The organism is Streptomyces sp. NBC_01334, from assembly GCF_035983595.1.
Classification (GTDB): Bacteria; Actinomycetota; Actinomycetes; order Streptomycetales; family Streptomycetaceae; genus Streptomyces; species Streptomyces coriariae.
Genome location: NZ_CP130718.1, coordinates 9197453 through 9214760, shown reverse-complemented (window position 1 = coordinate 9214760; position 17308 = coordinate 9197453). Strand labels below are relative to the sequence as shown.

Genomic DNA, 17308 nt, shown 5'->3' with positions numbered 1-17308 from the left:
CGCGGGCCCCCGCGCGCCCGCGCTCCCCCACCCCGAGGGATCCGTCACCCGGCCCCCGTCCCGCCTCAGGAGCACCACCATGCACGCTCCCAGAACCACCCTCGCCGTCACCGCCCTGTCCACCCTCCTCACGCTCTCCGCCTGTTCGTCGGGCGGCGGCAGCACGTCGTCCTCGCCCCAGAGCCTGAGGCTGACGAGCACCACTCCCGCCGCGTCCGGCGCCCTGGACGAGGTCACCTGGAACCTGCCCCTGGGCGAGCCCACGACCCTCGACCCGGCCAAGGTCGGCGACTACTCCCCCAGCACCGTGGTCTCCAACCTCTGCGACCCGCTGCTGCGGCTGAAGGCCGACTACTCCGTCGCCCCCGGTCTGGCCACCTCCTGGAAGCGCCCGGACCCCAGGACGCTCGTGCTCGAACTGCGCGACGACGTCACCTTCTGGAACGGCCACCCCATGACCGCGAAGGACGTCGTGGCGAGCCTCGAACGGCAGCGCGACCCCGCCACCCAGAGCGTCAACACCCAGGTCCTGGCCACCGTCAGCACCATCGAGGCGACCGGCGACCACCAGGTCACGGTCCGCTTCAGGACGCCCGACGAGCTGTTCCTCAAGTACCTCGTCAACGGCTTCGGAGCGGTCAGCGAGGCCGCGTACGTCAAGAAGGCCGGCGCGGCCTACGGCACCGCCAAGGGCGGCCTGATGTGCACCGGCCCCTTCGAACTGAAGAGCTGGAAGTCCGGCGAGTCCCTCACCGCCGTCCGCAACGACGCCTACTGGGACACCGCCCTCAGGCCCAAGGCCGCCAAGCTGACGTTCAAGTTCATCACCGACGCGAGCACCCTCACCAGCGCCCTGCTGTCGGGCCAGATCGACGGCAGCTACGAGATCCCCTCGACCGTCGCCAAGGCCCTGCGCTCCTCCGACGCCGGCACCCTCTACCACGGGCCCTCCGCGCAGACCGTGTTCGTCGCCCCCACCGGCCCTGACTCGCCCCTCGCCGACCCCCGGATCACCCAGGCGCTCTCCCTGGTGCTCGACCGGGACGCCCTGGTGCGCAACGTCTTCGACGGCGCCGCCCGCAAGGAGAAGACGTTCATCCCGTCCCTCGTGTGGAAGACCGGCGAGGCCTCCGACGTCTACGCCAAGGGCTACGACGCCCTGCCCGCCGTCCCGGACACCGACGTCGCCCGCGCCAGGAAGCTCGTCGCGCAGGCCGCACCGAAGAAGCGCACCGTCACCGTGGCCATGGGCGCCGGCGACCAGCAGTCGCTCCAGACCCTCACCTTCCTCCAGGCGGGCGCGAAGAAGATCGGGCTGAGCGTCGTCATCAAGCAACTCCAGCCCACCCAGATGTCCGGCCTGTTCTACGACGCCTCCCTGCGCGAGGGCCTCGACGCGACCATGGCTCTCGGCTACGTCGAGATTCCCGACCCGCTGTCGTACGCCGAGATGTTCACCTCGCCCGCGTCCCCCATGAACTGGACGCGCTACGACAACCCCGAGGTGACCTCGCTGCTGACCCAGGCCCGCGCGGCCCTGGACCCGAAGTCGTCCGCCGAGCTGTTCACCCGGGCACAGGCCCTTTACACCGAGGACCTGGCCATCGTGCCGATCGCCGTGCCCTACGAGCGCGTGTTCCTCAACAAGCGCCTCAGCGGCGCTCCCGCGTCCTTCGCCTACATCAACATGCCCTGGGCGGCCCAGCTCGGCGGCACGGGCGAGGGCACGTCATGATCGGACGCTTCGTCGCCCGGCGAGCGACCATGCTCGTGGTGACCGCGCTCGTGGCGAGCGTCGCCGTGTACGGCGCCCTGTTCATCGCCCCCGGCGATCCCGCCACGCTCCTCATCGGCGGTGGAAAGCCGCCCAGCCCGCGGCTGCTCGCCGAGATCCACCGCCAGTACCACCTCGACGACCCGTTCCTCCGGGGCTACTGGCGCTGGCTCGGCGGGATGCTGCACGGCGACGCCGGCCAGTCCCTCACCTACAAGGACTCCGTCACCCACCTGGTGACCGAACGCATCGGCAACACCGCCTTCCTCGTGGCGTACGCGGCCGTCCTCATCATCGTGCCCGGCGTCACCCTGGGCACGGTCGCGGCCCTGCGCGGCGGCATCGGCGACACCCTGGTGACGGTCGTGACCACCGCCCTCATGGCGGTGCCCACGTTCGTCATGTCGGTGGTGCTCATCTGGTGGCTGTCCGTCCAGTGGGACTGGCTTCCCGCCTACGGCGCGGGCGACGGCTTCACCGGGCGCCTCGAACACCTCACCCTGCCAGCGCTCGCGCTGGCCACGGCCTGGCTGGCGTACGTCGCCCAGGTGACCCGGTCGGCGGTACGCGCCGAACTGGCCTCGGAGCACGTCGAGACGGCGCGGGCCCGGGGCGTCCCCGAGCGCTTCGTCGTGCGCAAGCACGTTCTGCGCAACGCCGCCGGACCGCTGTTCTCCGTCTCCGGCGTGGCCGTCGCCGGACTGATCGCCGGCTGTTCCATCGTCGAGCAGGCCTTCGGGATCAACGGCATCGGCGCCCTGCTCGTGCAGAGCGCCGCCAAGCAGGACCTGGCCGTCGTCCAGGCCCTCGCCCTGATCACCGTGGTGGTCTTCGTCCTGGTCAACACCCTGGTCGACGTGATCACGGCCGCGCTGGACCACCGGGTCTCCCTGGAGGGCACCGCATGACCACGTATCAGATCGCCGCCCTCGGACGGGGCGGCGCGCGGTGGTCGAGGCTGCGCCGGCTGATCCGCGGGCGCGGGGTGCTCGTCGTGGCGTGCGCCGTCGTCGCCGTGGCCGTCCTCGCCGCCCTGTTCGCGCCTCTGCTGGCCCCGTACGATCCGGACGCCGTGGACCCGGCTGCCGTCTACCAGGGCAGCTCCGCCGCGCACTGGCTCGGCACCGACGACACCGGACGGGACATCCTGTCCCGGCTCCTGTACGGCGCCCGCCCCAGCCTGCTGGCCCCCGCCGCCGTCACCCTGACCGCCGGACTCGGCGGCACGGTCCTGGCGGTGAGCGCCGCCTGGCTCGGCGGCTGGTACGACCGGCTGGTGTCCGCCCTGCTGGACATCGTCTTCGGGTTCCCCGGTCTGGTGCTGGCCGTGGTGGCCGCCGCCGTCTTCGGCGCGGGCCTGCGGGTGGCGGTCGTGACGCTGTCCCTCGCCTACCTCCCCTACATCGGACGGGTCGTGCGCAGCGCCGCGCTGCGCGAGCGGAACCTGCCGTACGTCTCGGCGCTGCGCATGCTCGGCATGTCCGGACGACGGATCTGCCTGCGCCACCTGACGCCCAATCTGCTGCCTCTGGTGCTGGTGCAGGTGGCGACCTCCTTCGGCTACGCCCTGCTCGACGTCGCCGCGTTCTCGTTCATCGGACTCGGCGCCCAGCCGCCGACCGCCGAATGGGGGCTGATGGTGGCGAACGGCTCCACCGGGATCCTGGCCGGGCGCGCCGAACAGTCGCTGTACGCCGGCGTGGTGATCGTCGTCTTCGTGGTCGCGTGCAGCCTCCTCGGCGGCGGCCTGTCCCGACAGCTCCTGGGAGACGACCGATGAACGGTTCCCCACCCCTGCTCGTCGTCGAGGACCTGCGCGTCGACCTGCCGACCCGGGACGGCATGCGCCGGGTGATCCACCGGGCCGACCTGACCGTGCCCGCCGGAACGGCCGTCGCCCTGGTGGGCGAGTCGGGATCCGGCAAGTCGATGACGGCCCGAGCGGTGCTGCGGCTGCTGCCCTCGCGGGCCCGCGCCACCGGTTCCATCCGCTTCGACGGAAGCGAGGTCACCACGCTGGGCGCGGCCGGGCTGCGCCGGCTGCGCGGCCACGACGTGGCGATGGTCTTCCAGGACCCGCGGGCCCACATCAATCCCGTGCGTACGGTCGGCGACTTCCTCACGGAGGCGCTGATCACCACCCGGGGAGTGCGGCCCCGCGCGGCCGAGGCCAAGGTGACCGCGCTCCTGCGCGAGGTGGGCATCGCGGACGCGTCCCGCAGGATGCGCCAGCGGCCCCCGGAGCTCTCCGGCGGCCTGCTGCAACGTGTGATGATCACCGCGGCGCTGGCGGGCGAACCCCGCCTGCTGATCGCCGACGAACCCACCACCGCGCTGGACGTGACCACCCAGGCCGAGGTCATGGCGATCATCGACGAGGCACGGGCCGAGCGCGGCCTGGCCATGCTCTTCATCACCCACGACCTGGCGCTCGCCGCGGCGGTCTGCGACCGGATCGCCGTCATGTACGCGGGCGGCGTGGTGGAAGAGCTGCCCGCCCGGCACCTGCACGAGCGGGCCGGTCACCCCTACACCCGGGCGCTGCTCGCCTCACGACCCGACCCCGCGGCCACCGCCGAGCCGCTGCGGGCCGTCCCCGGCCGCCCGCTGTCCGCCTTCGAGACCGGCCCGGGCTGCGCCTTCGCGCCGCGCTGCGCGCACGCCCAGGACCTCTGCCACACCGAACGACCGTCGCTGACGCCGGCCGGGGAGGGCCTGGCCGCGTGCCACTACCCGGCCACCGACGCCCGCGTGACACCGCACCCCGGCGCGAGGAGCAACCCCCATGGCCGATGAACCGACCTCCCTTCCCGCCCTCCAGGTCACCGGCCTGCGCAAGACCTTCGGGAACTTCGCCGCCGTCGACGGCGTCGACCTGGAGATCGGGCCGGGCGGGTCCCTGGCCGTCGTCGGCGAGTCGGGGTCGGGCAAGACCACCACCGCGCGGATGATCGTCGGCCGGGAGGAGCCCACCGCCGGCACGGTGCTCCTCGGCGGCCGGGCCCATCCGGGCCGCCGGGCCTCCACCGCCGAGCGCAGGCGCTTCGCCCGGGAGGTGCAGATGGTCTTCCAGGACCCGTACGCCTCGCTCGACCGCAGGCAGAAGGTGGGCGACAGCCTCGCCGAGATCCTCGCCCTCCACACGGACCTGCGCGGCGCGCCCCTCGCGGACCGCGTGGCCGAACTGCTCGACCAGGTGGGCCTCGACGAACGCCAGGGCGCCGCGCTGCCCCGCGCGCTCTCCGGCGGGCAGCGCCAACGGGTGGCCATCGCCCGCGCGTTGGCCGTGCGGCCGCGCCTCCTCGTCCTCGACGAGGCGGTCGCCGCACTCGACGTCTCCGTCCAGGCCCAGATCCTCACCCTCCTCACCGACATCCGCCGACGCACCGAAGTGGCCTACCTGTTCATCACCCACGATCTCGGCATCGTCCGGCACGTCTGCGACGACGTTCTGGTCATGCACCGCGGCCGCGTCGTCGAACGCGGACCCGCCGAGACGGTCCTGACCAACCCCGAAGCCCCCTACACCCGTCGGCTGCGGGACTCCGTGCCCCGCCGGGGCTGGAAGCCGACCCGCCGCTCCGCACAGTCCGCAGAGTCCGCAGAGTCCGCAGAGTCCGCAGAGAACGGAAGCCAGGCATGACCGTGACACCTTCCCTGACCTACGCCTTCGAGATCCGCGCGGCGGTCGCCCCCAGCCTGCACATCGGCCACGGCGACGGCGAGCGCACCGAGTTCACCCCCATCACCGGCGGAACGGTCCACGGCCCCCGGCTCAGCGGCACGGTCCTGGCCGGCGGAGGCGACTGGTCCAACACCCGCGGCACCGTCTGCGAACTCGAGGCCCGCTACCTCCTGCGGGCCGACGACGGTTCCGTGATCGACATCGTCAACCGCGGCTACTACCACGAGCACGCCGACAGTCCCGACCTGTACGACGGCACCCTGCGCCTCGCCGAGTCCGGCACGTACTTCCGCACCGCCCCCGTCTTCCGCACGGACGCCCCGCAACACCGCTGGCTCGCGCGCACGGTCTTCGTGGGCCTCGCCCGGGAGGAGGACGGACACATCGTGATCCGCTGTTACACGGTGGACTGAACGACGTCGCCGCGAGGGCGCCGGAAACGGGCGACGGGGCGGCACCTTCAGCCGAGTGCGGAGGCCGAGGGGCGGACGGCAGGCGTGCCCTCAGGCCGAGCCCGACCGCGGACGCGACGTCGCCCGCCCCGACGGGAAGCCACCTGACCGGCTGCCGACCAGCACGAAGGGCTCCACGATCCGGGATGCCCGGCGACGCCGCGCACGCCGGTGATTTCGCCGATTGCTCCCCCGCTCGGCGCCACGACGCTGGTCAGGTCCAGCCACCCGCATCCTCGTCAGGAGGGCTCCATGCGTCGTCATGCCCCGCGCCGTCTCCTCGGTGTTCTCGCGACCGCCACCCTCGCGTTCACCCTGTTCTCCGCAGCGCCGACGGCCGGCGCCACCACCACGGCCGGCACGGCCGCGTCGGTCGCCTCCACCGCCCGGTCGGCCGACGCGGCCGCCCAGCCGCTGTCGACGAGCACACCGGTCGTCTTCGTCCACGGCTACACCGGCAGCGCGTCCAACTGGACCACCGCCATGAGCGTCTTCCGGCTCAACGGCTGGTCCAGCTCCAACCTGTTCGCCTACGAGTACAACTCCTACGGCAACAACATCACCAACGCCCAGGGGCTCGCGAGCTTCGTCAACACCGTGAAGGCGCGGACCGGAGCGAGCAAGGTCGCCATCGTCAACCACTCGATGGGCGGCCTCGTCAGCCAGTACTACCTGAAGGTCCTGGGCGGCAACACCAGCGTCAGCCACCTCGCCTCGATCGCCGGCGCGAACCACGGAACCACCTACGCCGGCGCCTGCCTCATCTACACGACCTGTCAGCAGATGTACCCGGGCTCGTCGTTCATCGCCCAGATCACCGCGGGCGACGAAACGCCGGGCACCACCCGGTACGCCACCTGGTACTCGGCGTGCGACGGCATCATCATCCCGTACACCAGCACCCGACTGGACGGCGCTACGAACAACAACGTGCTCTGCCAGACCCACATCGGCTACCTGACGGACACGGTCGTCCTCGGCCAGATCGCCGACTTCATCGCCTCCTGACCCACCGCGCGAGCAGCCCTGGCGTGACCAGTGCTCAGCCCGACCACGCCCCGTTCCCGGCAGCGCGACCGCCGGGAACGGGGCGCACGGCATGGGACGGTCACCCGGCCCGGCGTCACTCGGTGTCGACGGCGAACCGGTCGGTGCCCGGCACGGTGAGCAGGGCGAGCTTCTCGTGACTCGCCGCGCCCGGGGTCGCGGTGACCTGGCACAGATGCGTCAGGCGGCTCCTGCCTGAGTTTTGCGGGCGAGCAGGTGAACCTCCTGGAACTGCCGCCGGTCGGTGGGCTGAGGCTCGCGAACCATCCGGGCCACCTCGGCCAACCCGGACTTGCGCAGCATGGCGGCGAGGTGATCGGGCCACCACCGATAGGCCGGCGCGACGGTGTGGTCGAAGACCTGTGTCGGGTGGGACGGACCATCGGTCGCCGAAAAGCCGACCAGAAGGTGGCCGCCGGGTGCCAGCACACGATGGAACTCCCCCAGGATGACGGGGAGTTCCGGCGGCGGAGTGTGGATGACGGACCAGCGTGAGAGCACGCCGCCCAGCACACCGTCAGCGATGTCCAACGCGGCCATCGAACCCACGTCGAACCGCAGGCGCGGATGAGCCTGTCGAGCCAACTCGATCATCGCGGGAGAGGCGTCGACGCCGAACGCCGACAGCCCCAACTCGTCGAGATGAGCGGTGACATGACCAGGCCCACACCCCAGGTCCGCTACCTGGCCGTCGTCCCCGCTCGCACTGACGGCCTCGGCGAAGACACCCAAGATCGCGCGATCCAGGGGACTGTCACGCAACGAGTCGCGGAACATCTGCGCATAGGCGGGGGCAACAGCGTCGTATCCCTGACGGGTGACACTGAGGGCACTGTGTTCGACCATGCACGCGACAGTAGTTCCCGGCCCCGAGCCGAGCCGGGAGAATCACGATCTCGGTAGCGGCGCCCGAAGGGCGGACCGGACGCCGCTGCCGCTCACCTTCAGGCCGGTGAGGTGGCCCCCCGGCTCAGATGCCGGGCGAAGAACCGGACCGCGCTGTCGGCCTCGAACCTGGGGAAGTCGAAGTGCTTGCCCGCGTTGGCGTGCAACGTCTTCTCCCCCGAGGCGAAGGCGTCGAACAGCGCGAGGCCGGCTTCGCGCGGGATGCGCTCGTCGTCCCACTGCAGGTCGAACTCGATCGGGACGATGATCCGCTTCGCCGCCTCGGCCAGGGCATCGGGCCACATCAGCCCGAAGACCGCGGCCGTGATCCTGGGCTCGACCGCCACCAGCGGCACGCCGATCGCGGTGCCCAGACCGATGCCGAAGTAGCCCACCGGCCCGTCCGCGCCGATCTCCGGAAGCTCCTGAAGGGCGTCCAGGGTCGCCTGCCACTCGGGCACGGCGAGCTCCGCCAGACGGGCGTTGTAACGGACGACGATCGGGCCTTCCGGCTCGCCCGCCGCCTGCGCCCTGCGCAGCTCGGCGATCTCCTGCTCGTCGCGCGCGGTGCGCGGCCGCTCACCGTGACCGGGCGCGTCGATGACGGCGACATGGAAGCCGCAGCCGGTCACGAGAAGGCGGGCGCGGCCCGCCATCGCCGGATGCTTCTTGTGGTTGCCGCCGCCGTGGCCCAGCAGGACCAGGGGCGCGCGATCGGCGCCGGGGGCAGGCGACCAGAGAACTCCGGGGACGTCGCCCACGGTGAACTCGCGCTCGACCGTGCCGTCCGACGAGGACTCGGCGGTGAACTGCAGAGAGTGCACAGGTGTTGCCTTTCGGGAGTGCCTTGTTGTCGAGGCGCTCCCGGCGACACCTACGTCAGTCGCCGGCCGTGACGGGAAGGGAGAGCACCCACATCGATACGACGGTCATGGGTCTCACCTCCTCGGGCGGCGTCACGGTCGACTGCAAGCTACCAGCCCGATCATCATCCCTCCAGCGCCTTTCCCCACCACGCGAAGACGGCCGATCCGCCGGACATGACGGTGTCGGCCTCGTCGAGTGGCCAGAACGCCCTCGCGCCACCGGGAAGGACCACGCGTCGACCGAGACCCGTCATGCCCCGACCTGTTCGGCCCCTGCGCGCCCGGTGGAGGCTGCTCGGCGGGGCCGACGTGCGTGAGCACGCGGTCGCGCACCGCGCCTACCCGGCGTCCAGTGGTCGTTCGAAGAACGTTTCCAGGACGACGGTCGCCTGGGTGCCGCTGACCCCGTCGATCGCGTACAGACGGCGCAGTACGTCCTGGAGTTGTTCCGTGCTCGCCGTGCGCACCTTCACCAGGACCGCCGCGCTGCCCGCGATGACGTGGGCCTCCTGGATCTCCGGTACGCCGGCGAAGTCCTCGGCGCGGTCGCCCATCCAGGCCGTCGAGTCGACGAGCACGAAGGCGAGGACCCCGCGGTCGAGGGCTGCGGGGTCCACGTCGACCGTGGTGGCCCTGATGACCCCGTGCTCCCGCAGTCTGCGCACTCGCTCATGGGCGGCACCCGCCGACAGACCGACCCCCTTGCCCAACTCGGCATAGGACCGGGTCGCGTCCTTCTGTAGCAGCGCGATCAGGCCACGGTCGATGTCATCTATCGGCTTCATGATCTGACCATATCCTGTTCGGTGATCTACGTGTTACGTTGAATCATATCCTGATCAGCGAATGCGAAGGGACGCCGATGCCCGCCGATGGCCTGTACGAGATCCTGGACGACCGCTTCCGTACCGGACGCTGTACGAACGGCGACGGCAGGCTGGAGGTGCTGCACGACAACTGCCGTTGGGCAGAGGGTCCGCTGTACCTGCCCGCCTGGCGCCAGGTGATCTGGAGCGACATCCCGAACGACCGCATCCTGCGCTGGGACGAGGCCACCGGGACGGTCGGCGTCTTCCGCGACCCGGCCGGACACGTCAACGGCAACACCCTCGACCGGCAGGGCCGCCTGGTCAGCTGCGAGCAGGGCAACCGCCGGGTCACCCGCACCGAGCCGGACGGCACGGTGACGGTCCTGGCCGAGCGTTTCGAGGGCAAGCGGCTCAACAGCCCCAACGACTCCGTCGTGCGGTCCGACGGCACTCTGTGGTTCTCCGACCCGGACTTCGGCATCACCAGCGACTACGAGGGTCATCGGGCCGAGCCCGAGATCGGCGCCTGCAACGTCTACCGGGTCGACCCGGCGACGGGCCGGGTGCACCTCGCCGCCGACGGCTTCGACGGACCCAACGGCGTCATCCTGGCACCGGACGAGAAGCGGCTCTACGTATCCGACTCGCGAGCCGCCCGTATCCACGCCTTCGACGTCCACGCCGACGGCACGCTCTCCGGACAGGAGGTCTTCGCCGAAGCACGAGCGGGCGTCCACTTCGACAACATCCGCCTGGACGACCAGGGCCGCCTGTGGGCCGCCGCCCTGGAGGACGGCGTGCACTGCTACGACCCCGACGGCACCCTCATCGGACGGCTCCGGGTGCCGGAACCGGTCTCCAACATCACCTTCGGCGGGCCGAAGAACAACCGCATGTTCATCACCGCCACCACCTCGCTGTACTCGCTGGTGATGTCGGTGACGGGAGCGCCCCGCGTCTAGGGCGCATGTCCGACCGCGGTCCGGGGCACTGTGTCCTGCCCGCCCCGGCGCCGGACGGTCATGGCTGTCCGACACTGACCCACCGGCGGTCCTCCCCGTCCTCGAGAGGTGGGGCGCCGACACCACGTGAACCGCAACCAGGAGCAGATGTGAACGACCCGGCCTTCCTCACCCTTCAGCAGGAGATCGCCCGGGAACTCGAGGTCGCCGAGGCCTTCGAGGCCGAGGCGGAGATCGAGCGCCGGGTGGCGTTCCTCGCGGAGCGGCTGACCTCCACCGGCCTGTCCTCCCTCGTGCTCGGCATCAGCGGAGGCGTCGACTCCACCACCGCCGGCCGCCTGTGCCAGCTGGCGGTCGAGCGAGCCCGCGAAGACGGGCACGAGGCACGGTTCCACGCGATGCGGCTGCCCTACGGCGTCCAGGCCGACGAGCACGACGCCCAGCTCGCACTCTCCTTCATCCGGCCCGATCACGTGCTGACCGTGGACATCAAACCCGCGAGCGACGCCGCGCTCGAGGCCGTGCTGGGTGCCGAGGTGAGCTTCCGCGACGTCTACCACCAGGACTTCGTACTGGGCAACATCAAGGCCCGACAGCGCATGATCGCCCAGTACGCCGTGGCCGGCGGGCACCACGGACTGGTCGTCGGCACCGACCACGCCGCCGAGGCGGTCTCCGGCTTCTTCACCAAGTTCGGTGACGGCGCGGCGGACCTCGTCCCGCTGTCCGGCCTGACCAAACGCCGGGTGCGAGCCGTCGCGGACGCGCTGGGGGCGCCGGCCGGGCTGGTGCACAAGGTCCCGACGGCCGACCTGGAGACCCTCGATCCCGGCAAGACCGACGAGGACGCGCTCGGGGTCGCCTACGACGACATCGACGACTTCCTGGAAGGCAGGCCCGTGGACGAAGGCGTCTTCAGAACGATCGTCGACCGCTACCGGCTCACGGACCACAAGCGCCGACTGCCCATCGCCCCCTGAGAGGCGAGGACCCGACGTCGTTCGCCGCGGCCCGGTCGCCCGTCAGCTGCACCGCCAGGTGATCATCGCCCGGTCGAATCGCCGCTCGGCCGGGTCCCGCGGTCGGATCAGCCGGTACAGGACTCCGGCGTCGCCCCCCGTCATGTCCGCGGAGGCCTCGCTGTCGAACCGGGCCGGCAGGCACCAGGCACCCGCCTCGTCGGAGAGCCGCGGGTCGTCCAAGGCCACCTGGCCACTGACAGACCGCTGGGCGGCGCCCGTGGGCCGGGCAGTGATCAGGCTTCAGGGCTGTGGCGAGGTGGGTCGCACCAGTCCGGTCTGGTAGGCGATGACGACGAGTTGGGCGCGGTCGCGGGCGCCCAGCTTGGTCAGGGCGCGCTGGATGTGGCTGCGGACGGTCAGGACACTCAGGAAGAGTTCCTCGGCGATCTTGTCGTTGGACTTGCCCCGGGCTGCGAGGGTGGTCACCTCGCGTTCGCGGGGAGTGAGGTCGTTCAGGCGCTCCGGAGGTGCCAGGAGGGCGCCCGGGGCCGGAGCGGTGAGGAAACGCGTGATGAGGGCGCGGGTCGCTCCGGGCGAAAGAAGGGCCTCGCCCGCGGCCACGGTGCGGATGCCGGCCAGCAGCGCGTCGGTGGTGACGTACTTGCCGAGGAAGCCGCTGGCGCCGACGCGCAGCGCCTTGGCGACGTACTCGTCGGTCTCGAACATGGTGAGGACGAGGATCCTGGTGCCGGCCAGCCCGGGGTCCTCGCAGATGGCGGCGGTGGCGGCGAGGCCGTCCGTGCCGGGCATGCGGATGTCCATCAGGACGATGTCGGGGCGGTGGGTGCGGGCGAGATCCACCGCTTCCTGGCCGTCGGCGGCCTCGCCGACCACCTCCATGTCCTCGCAGGAGTCGATCAGCAGCTTGAACGTGCCGCGCAGCAGGGCCTGGTCGTCGGCGAGCAGGCCACGAATGCTCAAAGGCTTGTCTCGTCTTCTTCCGGGGCGAGGAGGTGCAGCGGCAGGGCGGTGGCGACCTCGAAGCCGCCCTCGGGGCGAGGACCGGCGTGCAGGTCGCCGCCGACGGAGTGGGCGCGCTCGCGCATGCCCATCAGACCGTAACCGCCGTCCGGGACCGGCGGAGGGGCGGCGGTCCCGTCGTTGGTGACCGAGACGAGCAGTCGGGAGTCGGAGTACGTGAGCCGGACACGAGCCCCTCTGCCCGCGCCGTGCTTCGTGACGTTGGTGAGGGCTTCCTGGATGATCCGGTACGCCGTCAGGTCCACGCCCGGTGACAGGGGCCGGGGTTCCCCCTCGGTCGTGACGGAGACCTCGACGCCGGCGGACTCGCACGTCGCGATCAGCTCGGGGAGGCGGTCCAGGCCGGGGGCGGGTTTCAGGGGGTCGACGTCGGGGTCGCCGCTCTGGCGCAACACCCCGACGGTGGCGCGGAGTTCGAGCAGCGCGGACGATGTGGTGGTGGTCAGCTCGCCGAGCAGTCTCTGCGCCTGTTCGGGGTGGGTGGGCGCGAGGTGGCGGGCGGTGCCGGCCTGGGCGTTGGCGACGGCCATGTGGTGGGCCACCACGTCGTGGAGCTCGCGGGCGATACGCATCCGCTCCTCGGCGACCCGCAGCCGGGCCTCCTCCTCGCGGGTGCGCTCGGCGTGCGCGGCGCGCGCCTGCACGGAGTCCACGTAGTCACGGCGCAGACGGTCCCGGCCGCCGCCGACCAGGGGCAGCATCAGCCACAGCACCGGGCCGATGCTGCGCAGCAGATACATCCCGGTCGTGCGGGTGTCGGTGTCGATCACGGCGGTGGCCACCACCACGGCGATGGTCAGGCCGCCGTACACGCGCGTGGTCCGGGGGTCGGTCCCGGCGGCCAGCCGGTACAGGGCGATCATCAGAGGGGCCAGCAGGAGGGGGGACACCAGGTAGCCCAGGGCCACGGTGATCACCGTGCAGACGGTGGCCACGACGACAGCGGTGCGGGGGCGGGTGCGTGCCTTCAACTGGACGAGGCAGGAGACGGCCGCGAGGAGCACGGCCGGCCAGTCCTCGCGCGGCTGGCTGATGCCGGGGATGGCGATCGAGGCACCGAGGGTCACGGTGCCGAGCAGCCCCAGGGCCAGGATCAGGTCCGTGGCGATGTGCCGACGCCCTGTGTAGCGCTCCAGGCTGGTGGTCATCTGTCTCTCCAAGTGCAGGGCCTGAGCGCCATGGTGGACCACATGCGGCGCGCAAGGCCGCTCGGTGCCGGCCCGGTCAGACGCGCGCCTCGACCGGCTCGTCCGGGGTCGGGCCCGGGTCGGAGTGGCGGTCCGCGGCGTCGGCCGGGCGCCGGGTGAGGGCCTCGCCCTCGATGTCGACCCGGGGCAGCAGCCGGTCCAGCCACCCGGGCAGCCACCAGGCCCGGTCGCCCAGCAGGGCGAGGACGGCGGGCACGACGGCCATCCGGACGACGAAGGCGTCGAGCAGCACCGCGGACGCCAGGCCGAAACCGATCATCTTGATCATGGAGTCGCTCTCGCCGATGAAGCCCGCGAAGACGGCGATCATGATGAGTGCGGCGGCCACGACGACCCGGGCGCTGTGCCGGAACCCCGAGACGACCGCCTGCCGCGCGGACTCGCCGTGGACGTACGCCTCCCGCATCCGCGACACCAGGAAGACCTCGTAGTCCATGGCGAGGCCGAAGACGATGCCCACGAGGAAGATCGGCATCAGGCTCATGATCGGCCCGGTCTGCTCCACCCCGAACACGGCGGCCCCGTGCCCCTGCTGGAAGACCAGGACGACCGCGCCCAGCGCCGCGAGCACCGAGAGCAGGAAGCCGAGCGCCGCCTTGAGGGGGACGAGCACGGAGCGGAAGACCACCAGCAGGAGGAGGACGGCCAGGCCGACGACAGTGACGAGGTAGGGCACCAGCGCCGCCTGGACCTTCCCGGCGATGTCGATGTTCAGTGCGGTGCTACCGGTGACCTCGAAGGAGGCGCCGGCCCCCGACTCGATGGCGGAACGTTCGCCGCGGATGGTCGTGACGAGGGTCTTGGTCTGCTCGTCGGTCGGGCTGCTGGACGGTGTCGCGGTGAACACCGCCGTGTCCCCGGCACTGTCGAAGTGGGGCGTGGTGACCGAGACGACGCCCTTCGTGTCGGCGATCTTCCGGTTGATCGTGTCGACCGCGGCCTTGGCGTCCTCGGCCCCCTTGGCGTCGACGACGATGGTCAGGGGCCCGTTGAACCCGGGGCCGAAGCCGTCCGCGAGGGCGTCGTAGGCACGGCGCTCGGTGGTGGAGGCGGCCTTCGCCTCGTCGCCCGGCATGCCGAGCTCCAACCCGGTCATCGGGATCGCCAGGACACCGAGGCCCAGGACACCCAGCAGCAGTACGGGGATCGGGCGGCGCAGCACGAAGCGGGCCCAGCGGCTGCCGCGGTTGTCGCTCGCGCCCTGTCCCTTCCCCGCCCCGGTCCTGCCGGACCTCACGAGGCGGAGCAGACGCCCGCCGCGCCGCTGCCTGCGTACGGCGCCCGGCAGCACGGCGTTCGGCCAGAAGCCCAGCAGCGCGGGCACGACGGTCAGGGCGACGGCCACGGCGACGACGACCGCTCCGGCGGCGGTCAGGCCCATCTTGGTCAGCATCGGAATCCCCACGACCGCCAGGCCGGCCAGCGCGATGACCACGGTCAGGCCCGCGAAGACGACCGCCGACCCGGCCGTGCCGACCGCGAGACCGACCGCCTCCTCCGGAGAGTGTCCCTCGGCCCGCTCTTCGCGGTAGCGGGAGACCACGAAGAGCGCGTAGTCGATGCCGACCGCCAGACCCAGCATCATCGCCAGGGTGCCGGTGCTGGTGGACAGACCCAGGGCGTCGGCCAGCATCGTGATCGTGAACATGCTCGCGCCGACGCCGAGTATCGCCGTCAGCAGCGGCAGCCCCGCGGCGGCCAACGAGCCGAAGGTGACCAGCAGCACGACGGCCGCCACCGAGATGCCGATGATCTCGGCGACGCCGCCGGGTCCGCCGCCGCTGTCCATGGCCGAGCCGCCGGCCTCCACGGTCAGTGCGGCGTTCCGGGCCCGGTCGGCCGCCTTCTCCAGCGCCGTCCGGTCGGCGTCGGTGACCTCGGACGACTTCACCTTGTAGGTGACGGTGGCGTACGCGGTGGAGCCGTCCTCGCTGACGGCCCTCGTCTCGTAGGGATCCGCGACGCCGGCCACCTGCGAGCCCTGGCCCAGGGCCTCCACCGTCTCCTCGATCGCCGCCTTCTCGGCGGCGCCGGTGACCTTCCGCCCGTCGAGGGCGACGAACACCACCCGGGCGGTGGCGCCGTCGGCGGCAGCGCCCGGGAAGCGCTCCTGCAGCAGGTCGTACGCCTTCTGGGACTCGATGCCCGGCATCGAGAACTCCTCGTCGGAGGCTCCCGGCGCCTGGAGGGCGCCCAGTCCGACGGCCGCCAGTACGGCCAGCCACATCAAGGCGACCCGACCGCGCCGCCGGAAGGCCAGTCGGCCCAGTCGATACAGATGATCAGCCACGTCAGGAAACTCCAGATCTGTTCTCGCTTGACCTGATCAGGCTGTCGCGGCGAGGACCCTCCCGTCGTCGTCCGGCTACTGGCACTGCCGCCTCCCGTATCCGGAGGACCGACTACTGAAACCGCGGTACACGTCCGGTCGCCGACTCATGCTCCGGTACGACGCTCCGCCCCCCGGCCGGACGGATCACCAGCACCTCGGCGGCGAGAACCACGACGGGGCTCTCACAGGCCGAACAGCTCTGCCGCGTTGTCGTGGCACACCGCCCGCAGCCACTCGTCCCCGAGGCCCAGCCGTTCCAGGGCGTGGAGCTGGTGCACGTACGGATAGGGGATGTTGGGGAAGTCGGAGCCGAGCAGGACACGGTCGCCGAGCCCGGCCAGCCGGGGCAGGGCCCTGCCGGGGAACGGCATCAGCTCCTCGGCGAAGTCGGTGAACGTCATCGTGGTGTCCAGCCGCACCTCCCCGTACCGTTCGGCGAGGCCGAGGAACTCCTCGTACTCGGGCATCCCCAGGTGCGCGACGACCAGTCGCAGCCGGGGGTGCCGCGCCAGCACCCGGGCGATCGGCTCGGGTCCGGTGTGCTTGCCGGGTGCGGGCCCGGAGCCGCAGTGGATCACGACGGGGATCCCGGCCTCGGCCAGCAACCCCCAGGTCCGATCGAGGAGTTCGTCGGCCGGGTCGTACGCCCCCACCTGGACGTGCGCCTTGAAGACGCGCGCGCCCGCCTCGACGGCCTCCCGGACGTAGGTCTCGACGCCCGGCTCGGGGTACAGGGTGGCGGTGTGCAGACAGTCGGGCGTGCGGCGGGCGAAGTCGGCCGCCCAGTCGTTCAGCCACCGGGCCATGCCCGGCTTGTGCGGGTAGAGCATCGCGGTGAAGGCCCGTACGCCGAACTCCCTCAGCAGGGCCGTCCGTTCCGTCTCCTCGTTCCGGTAGGTGATCGGCCACTCGAGCCCGCCGGTCTGCGGTCCGAGCGCGTCGAAGTAGGCCCAGACCTTGCGCAGGACCCGCTCGGGCATGAAGTGCGTGTGGACGTCGACGAGTCCGGGAAGACCGAGGCGGCCCCAGAAGCCGCGCACCTCCCCGGCCTCCTCCCCCACGGGGGTGACTTCGGCGGCACCACCGGGGTCGACGGGTTCCATGCGGTGATCATCCATGGCGCCCACGATCGGCCCGGGTCAGGCGGCGGGTCCACTCCTTCGTGCGGGGAATCCGTGAGGGATCCGTCACCCGGGCCTCCGCCCGGTGCGGACCGGGGTCGGCCCGACCGTCGGCGGCCGGGGGGCGACGACCGGCCCGGCCGGCGGCCCGTGCCGCCGCACTC

At 71.6% G+C, this 17308-nt stretch carries 17 protein-coding genes; 9 read left to right on the top strand and 8 right to left on the bottom strand.

Annotated features, from left to right (window positions below; genetic code table 11):
- The first annotated feature begins 79 nt into the window (after positions 1-79).
- The 7 genes from OG736_RS41005 to OG736_RS40975 all read left to right on the top strand — a co-directional run bounded on the left by OG736_RS41005 (position 80) and on the right by OG736_RS40975 (position 6919).
- Complete coding sequence (locus tag OG736_RS41005) at positions 80-1735, top strand: ABC transporter substrate-binding protein (protein WP_327186974.1); 1656 nt, start codon at positions 80-82, stop codon at positions 1733-1735.
- The gene (locus tag OG736_RS41000; protein ID WP_327186973.1) at positions 1732-2682 is read left to right on the top strand and encodes an ABC transporter permease; all 951 of its coding nucleotides are present in this window, start codon (positions 1732-1734) and stop codon (positions 2680-2682) included. Before OG736_RS41005 ends, OG736_RS41000 begins: the two co-directional genes overlap by 4 nt.
- On the top strand, positions 2679-3554 hold the full coding sequence (locus tag OG736_RS40995) for an ABC transporter permease (protein WP_327186972.1): 876 nt from the start codon (positions 2679-2681) through the stop codon (positions 3552-3554). The genes OG736_RS41000 and OG736_RS40995 overlap by 4 nt, the downstream gene beginning before the upstream one ends.
- On the top strand, positions 3551-4570 hold the full coding sequence (locus OG736_RS40990; RefSeq protein ID WP_327186971.1) for an ABC transporter ATP-binding protein: 1020 nt from the start codon (positions 3551-3553) through the stop codon (positions 4568-4570). The genes OG736_RS40995 and OG736_RS40990 overlap by 4 nt, the downstream gene beginning before the upstream one ends.
- Positions 4560-5417, top strand: a complete 858-nt coding sequence (locus OG736_RS40985; RefSeq protein ID WP_327186970.1) for an ABC transporter ATP-binding protein — start codon at positions 4560-4562, stop codon at positions 5415-5417. The genes OG736_RS40990 and OG736_RS40985 overlap by 11 nt, the downstream gene beginning before the upstream one ends.
- Positions 5414-5872 (top strand): DUF3237 domain-containing protein, encoded by a 459-nt coding sequence (locus OG736_RS40980; RefSeq protein ID WP_327186969.1) that lies wholly within the window; start codon positions 5414-5416, stop codon positions 5870-5872. The genes OG736_RS40985 and OG736_RS40980 overlap by 4 nt, the downstream gene beginning before the upstream one ends.
- 291 nt (positions 5873-6163) lie before the next feature.
- The gene (locus OG736_RS40975) at positions 6164-6919 is read left to right on the top strand and encodes an esterase/lipase family protein (RefSeq protein ID WP_327186968.1); all 756 of its coding nucleotides are present in this window, start codon (positions 6164-6166) and stop codon (positions 6917-6919) included.
- 219 nt (positions 6920-7138) lie between these two features.
- Here the strand turns inward: OG736_RS40975 and OG736_RS40970 are convergent, their stop codons facing one another.
- The 3 genes from OG736_RS40970 to OG736_RS40960 all read right to left on the bottom strand — a co-directional run bounded on the left by OG736_RS40970 (position 7139) and on the right by OG736_RS40960 (position 9485).
- Positions 7139-7804, bottom strand: a complete 666-nt coding sequence (locus OG736_RS40970; RefSeq protein WP_327186967.1) for a class I SAM-dependent methyltransferase — start codon at positions 7802-7804, stop codon at positions 7139-7141.
- A 98-nt stretch (positions 7805-7902) separates the two neighbouring features.
- The gene (locus OG736_RS40965) at positions 7903-8667 is read right to left on the bottom strand and encodes an alpha/beta hydrolase family protein (RefSeq protein WP_327186966.1); all 765 of its coding nucleotides are present in this window, start codon (positions 8665-8667) and stop codon (positions 7903-7905) included.
- 380 nt (positions 8668-9047) lie between these two features.
- Entirely contained in the window at positions 9048-9485 is a 438-nt protein-coding gene (locus OG736_RS40960; protein WP_327187849.1) for an Lrp/AsnC family transcriptional regulator, read from the bottom strand.
- A gap of 86 nt (positions 9486-9571) precedes the next feature.
- On the opposite strand from OG736_RS40960, the gene OG736_RS40955 reads away from it, so the two are divergent.
- On the top strand, positions 9572-10480 hold the full coding sequence (locus OG736_RS40955) for an SMP-30/gluconolactonase/LRE family protein (RefSeq protein WP_327186965.1): 909 nt from the start codon (positions 9572-9574) through the stop codon (positions 10478-10480).
- A 149-nt stretch (positions 10481-10629) separates the two neighbouring features.
- On the top strand, positions 10630-11460 hold the full coding sequence (gene nadE, locus OG736_RS40950) for an NAD(+) synthase (protein ID WP_327186964.1): 831 nt from the start codon (positions 10630-10632) through the stop codon (positions 11458-11460).
- 42 nt (positions 11461-11502) lie between these two features.
- On the opposite strand, the gene OG736_RS40945 is transcribed toward nadE, so the two are convergent.
- From OG736_RS40945 to OG736_RS40925, 5 genes are all read right to left on the bottom strand, one after another.
- Positions 11503-11688 carry a DUF1963 domain-containing protein gene (locus OG736_RS40945; protein WP_327186963.1) on the bottom strand — a complete coding sequence of 62 codons (186 nt, stop codon included), beginning with the start codon at positions 11686-11688 and terminating at the stop codon, positions 11503-11505.
- A 54-nt stretch (positions 11689-11742) separates the two neighbouring features.
- Positions 11743-12423 carry a response regulator transcription factor gene (locus tag OG736_RS40940; RefSeq protein WP_327186962.1) on the bottom strand — a complete coding sequence of 227 codons (681 nt, stop codon included), beginning with the start codon at positions 12421-12423 and terminating at the stop codon, positions 11743-11745.
- On the bottom strand, positions 12420-13631 hold the full coding sequence (locus tag OG736_RS40935) for a sensor histidine kinase (RefSeq protein WP_327186961.1): 1212 nt from the start codon (positions 13629-13631) through the stop codon (positions 12420-12422). The genes OG736_RS40940 and OG736_RS40935 overlap by 4 nt, the downstream gene beginning before the upstream one ends.
- Before the next feature lie 76 nt (positions 13632-13707).
- Complete coding sequence (locus OG736_RS40930) at positions 13708-15981, bottom strand: MMPL family transporter (RefSeq protein WP_327186960.1); 2274 nt, start codon at positions 15979-15981, stop codon at positions 13708-13710.
- A gap of 224 nt (positions 15982-16205) precedes the next feature.
- Positions 16206-17126 carry an amidohydrolase family protein gene (locus OG736_RS40925; RefSeq protein ID WP_327186959.1) on the bottom strand — a complete coding sequence of 307 codons (921 nt, stop codon included), beginning with the start codon at positions 17124-17126 and terminating at the stop codon, positions 16206-16208.
- Between the last annotated feature and the right edge of the window lie 182 nt (positions 17127-17308).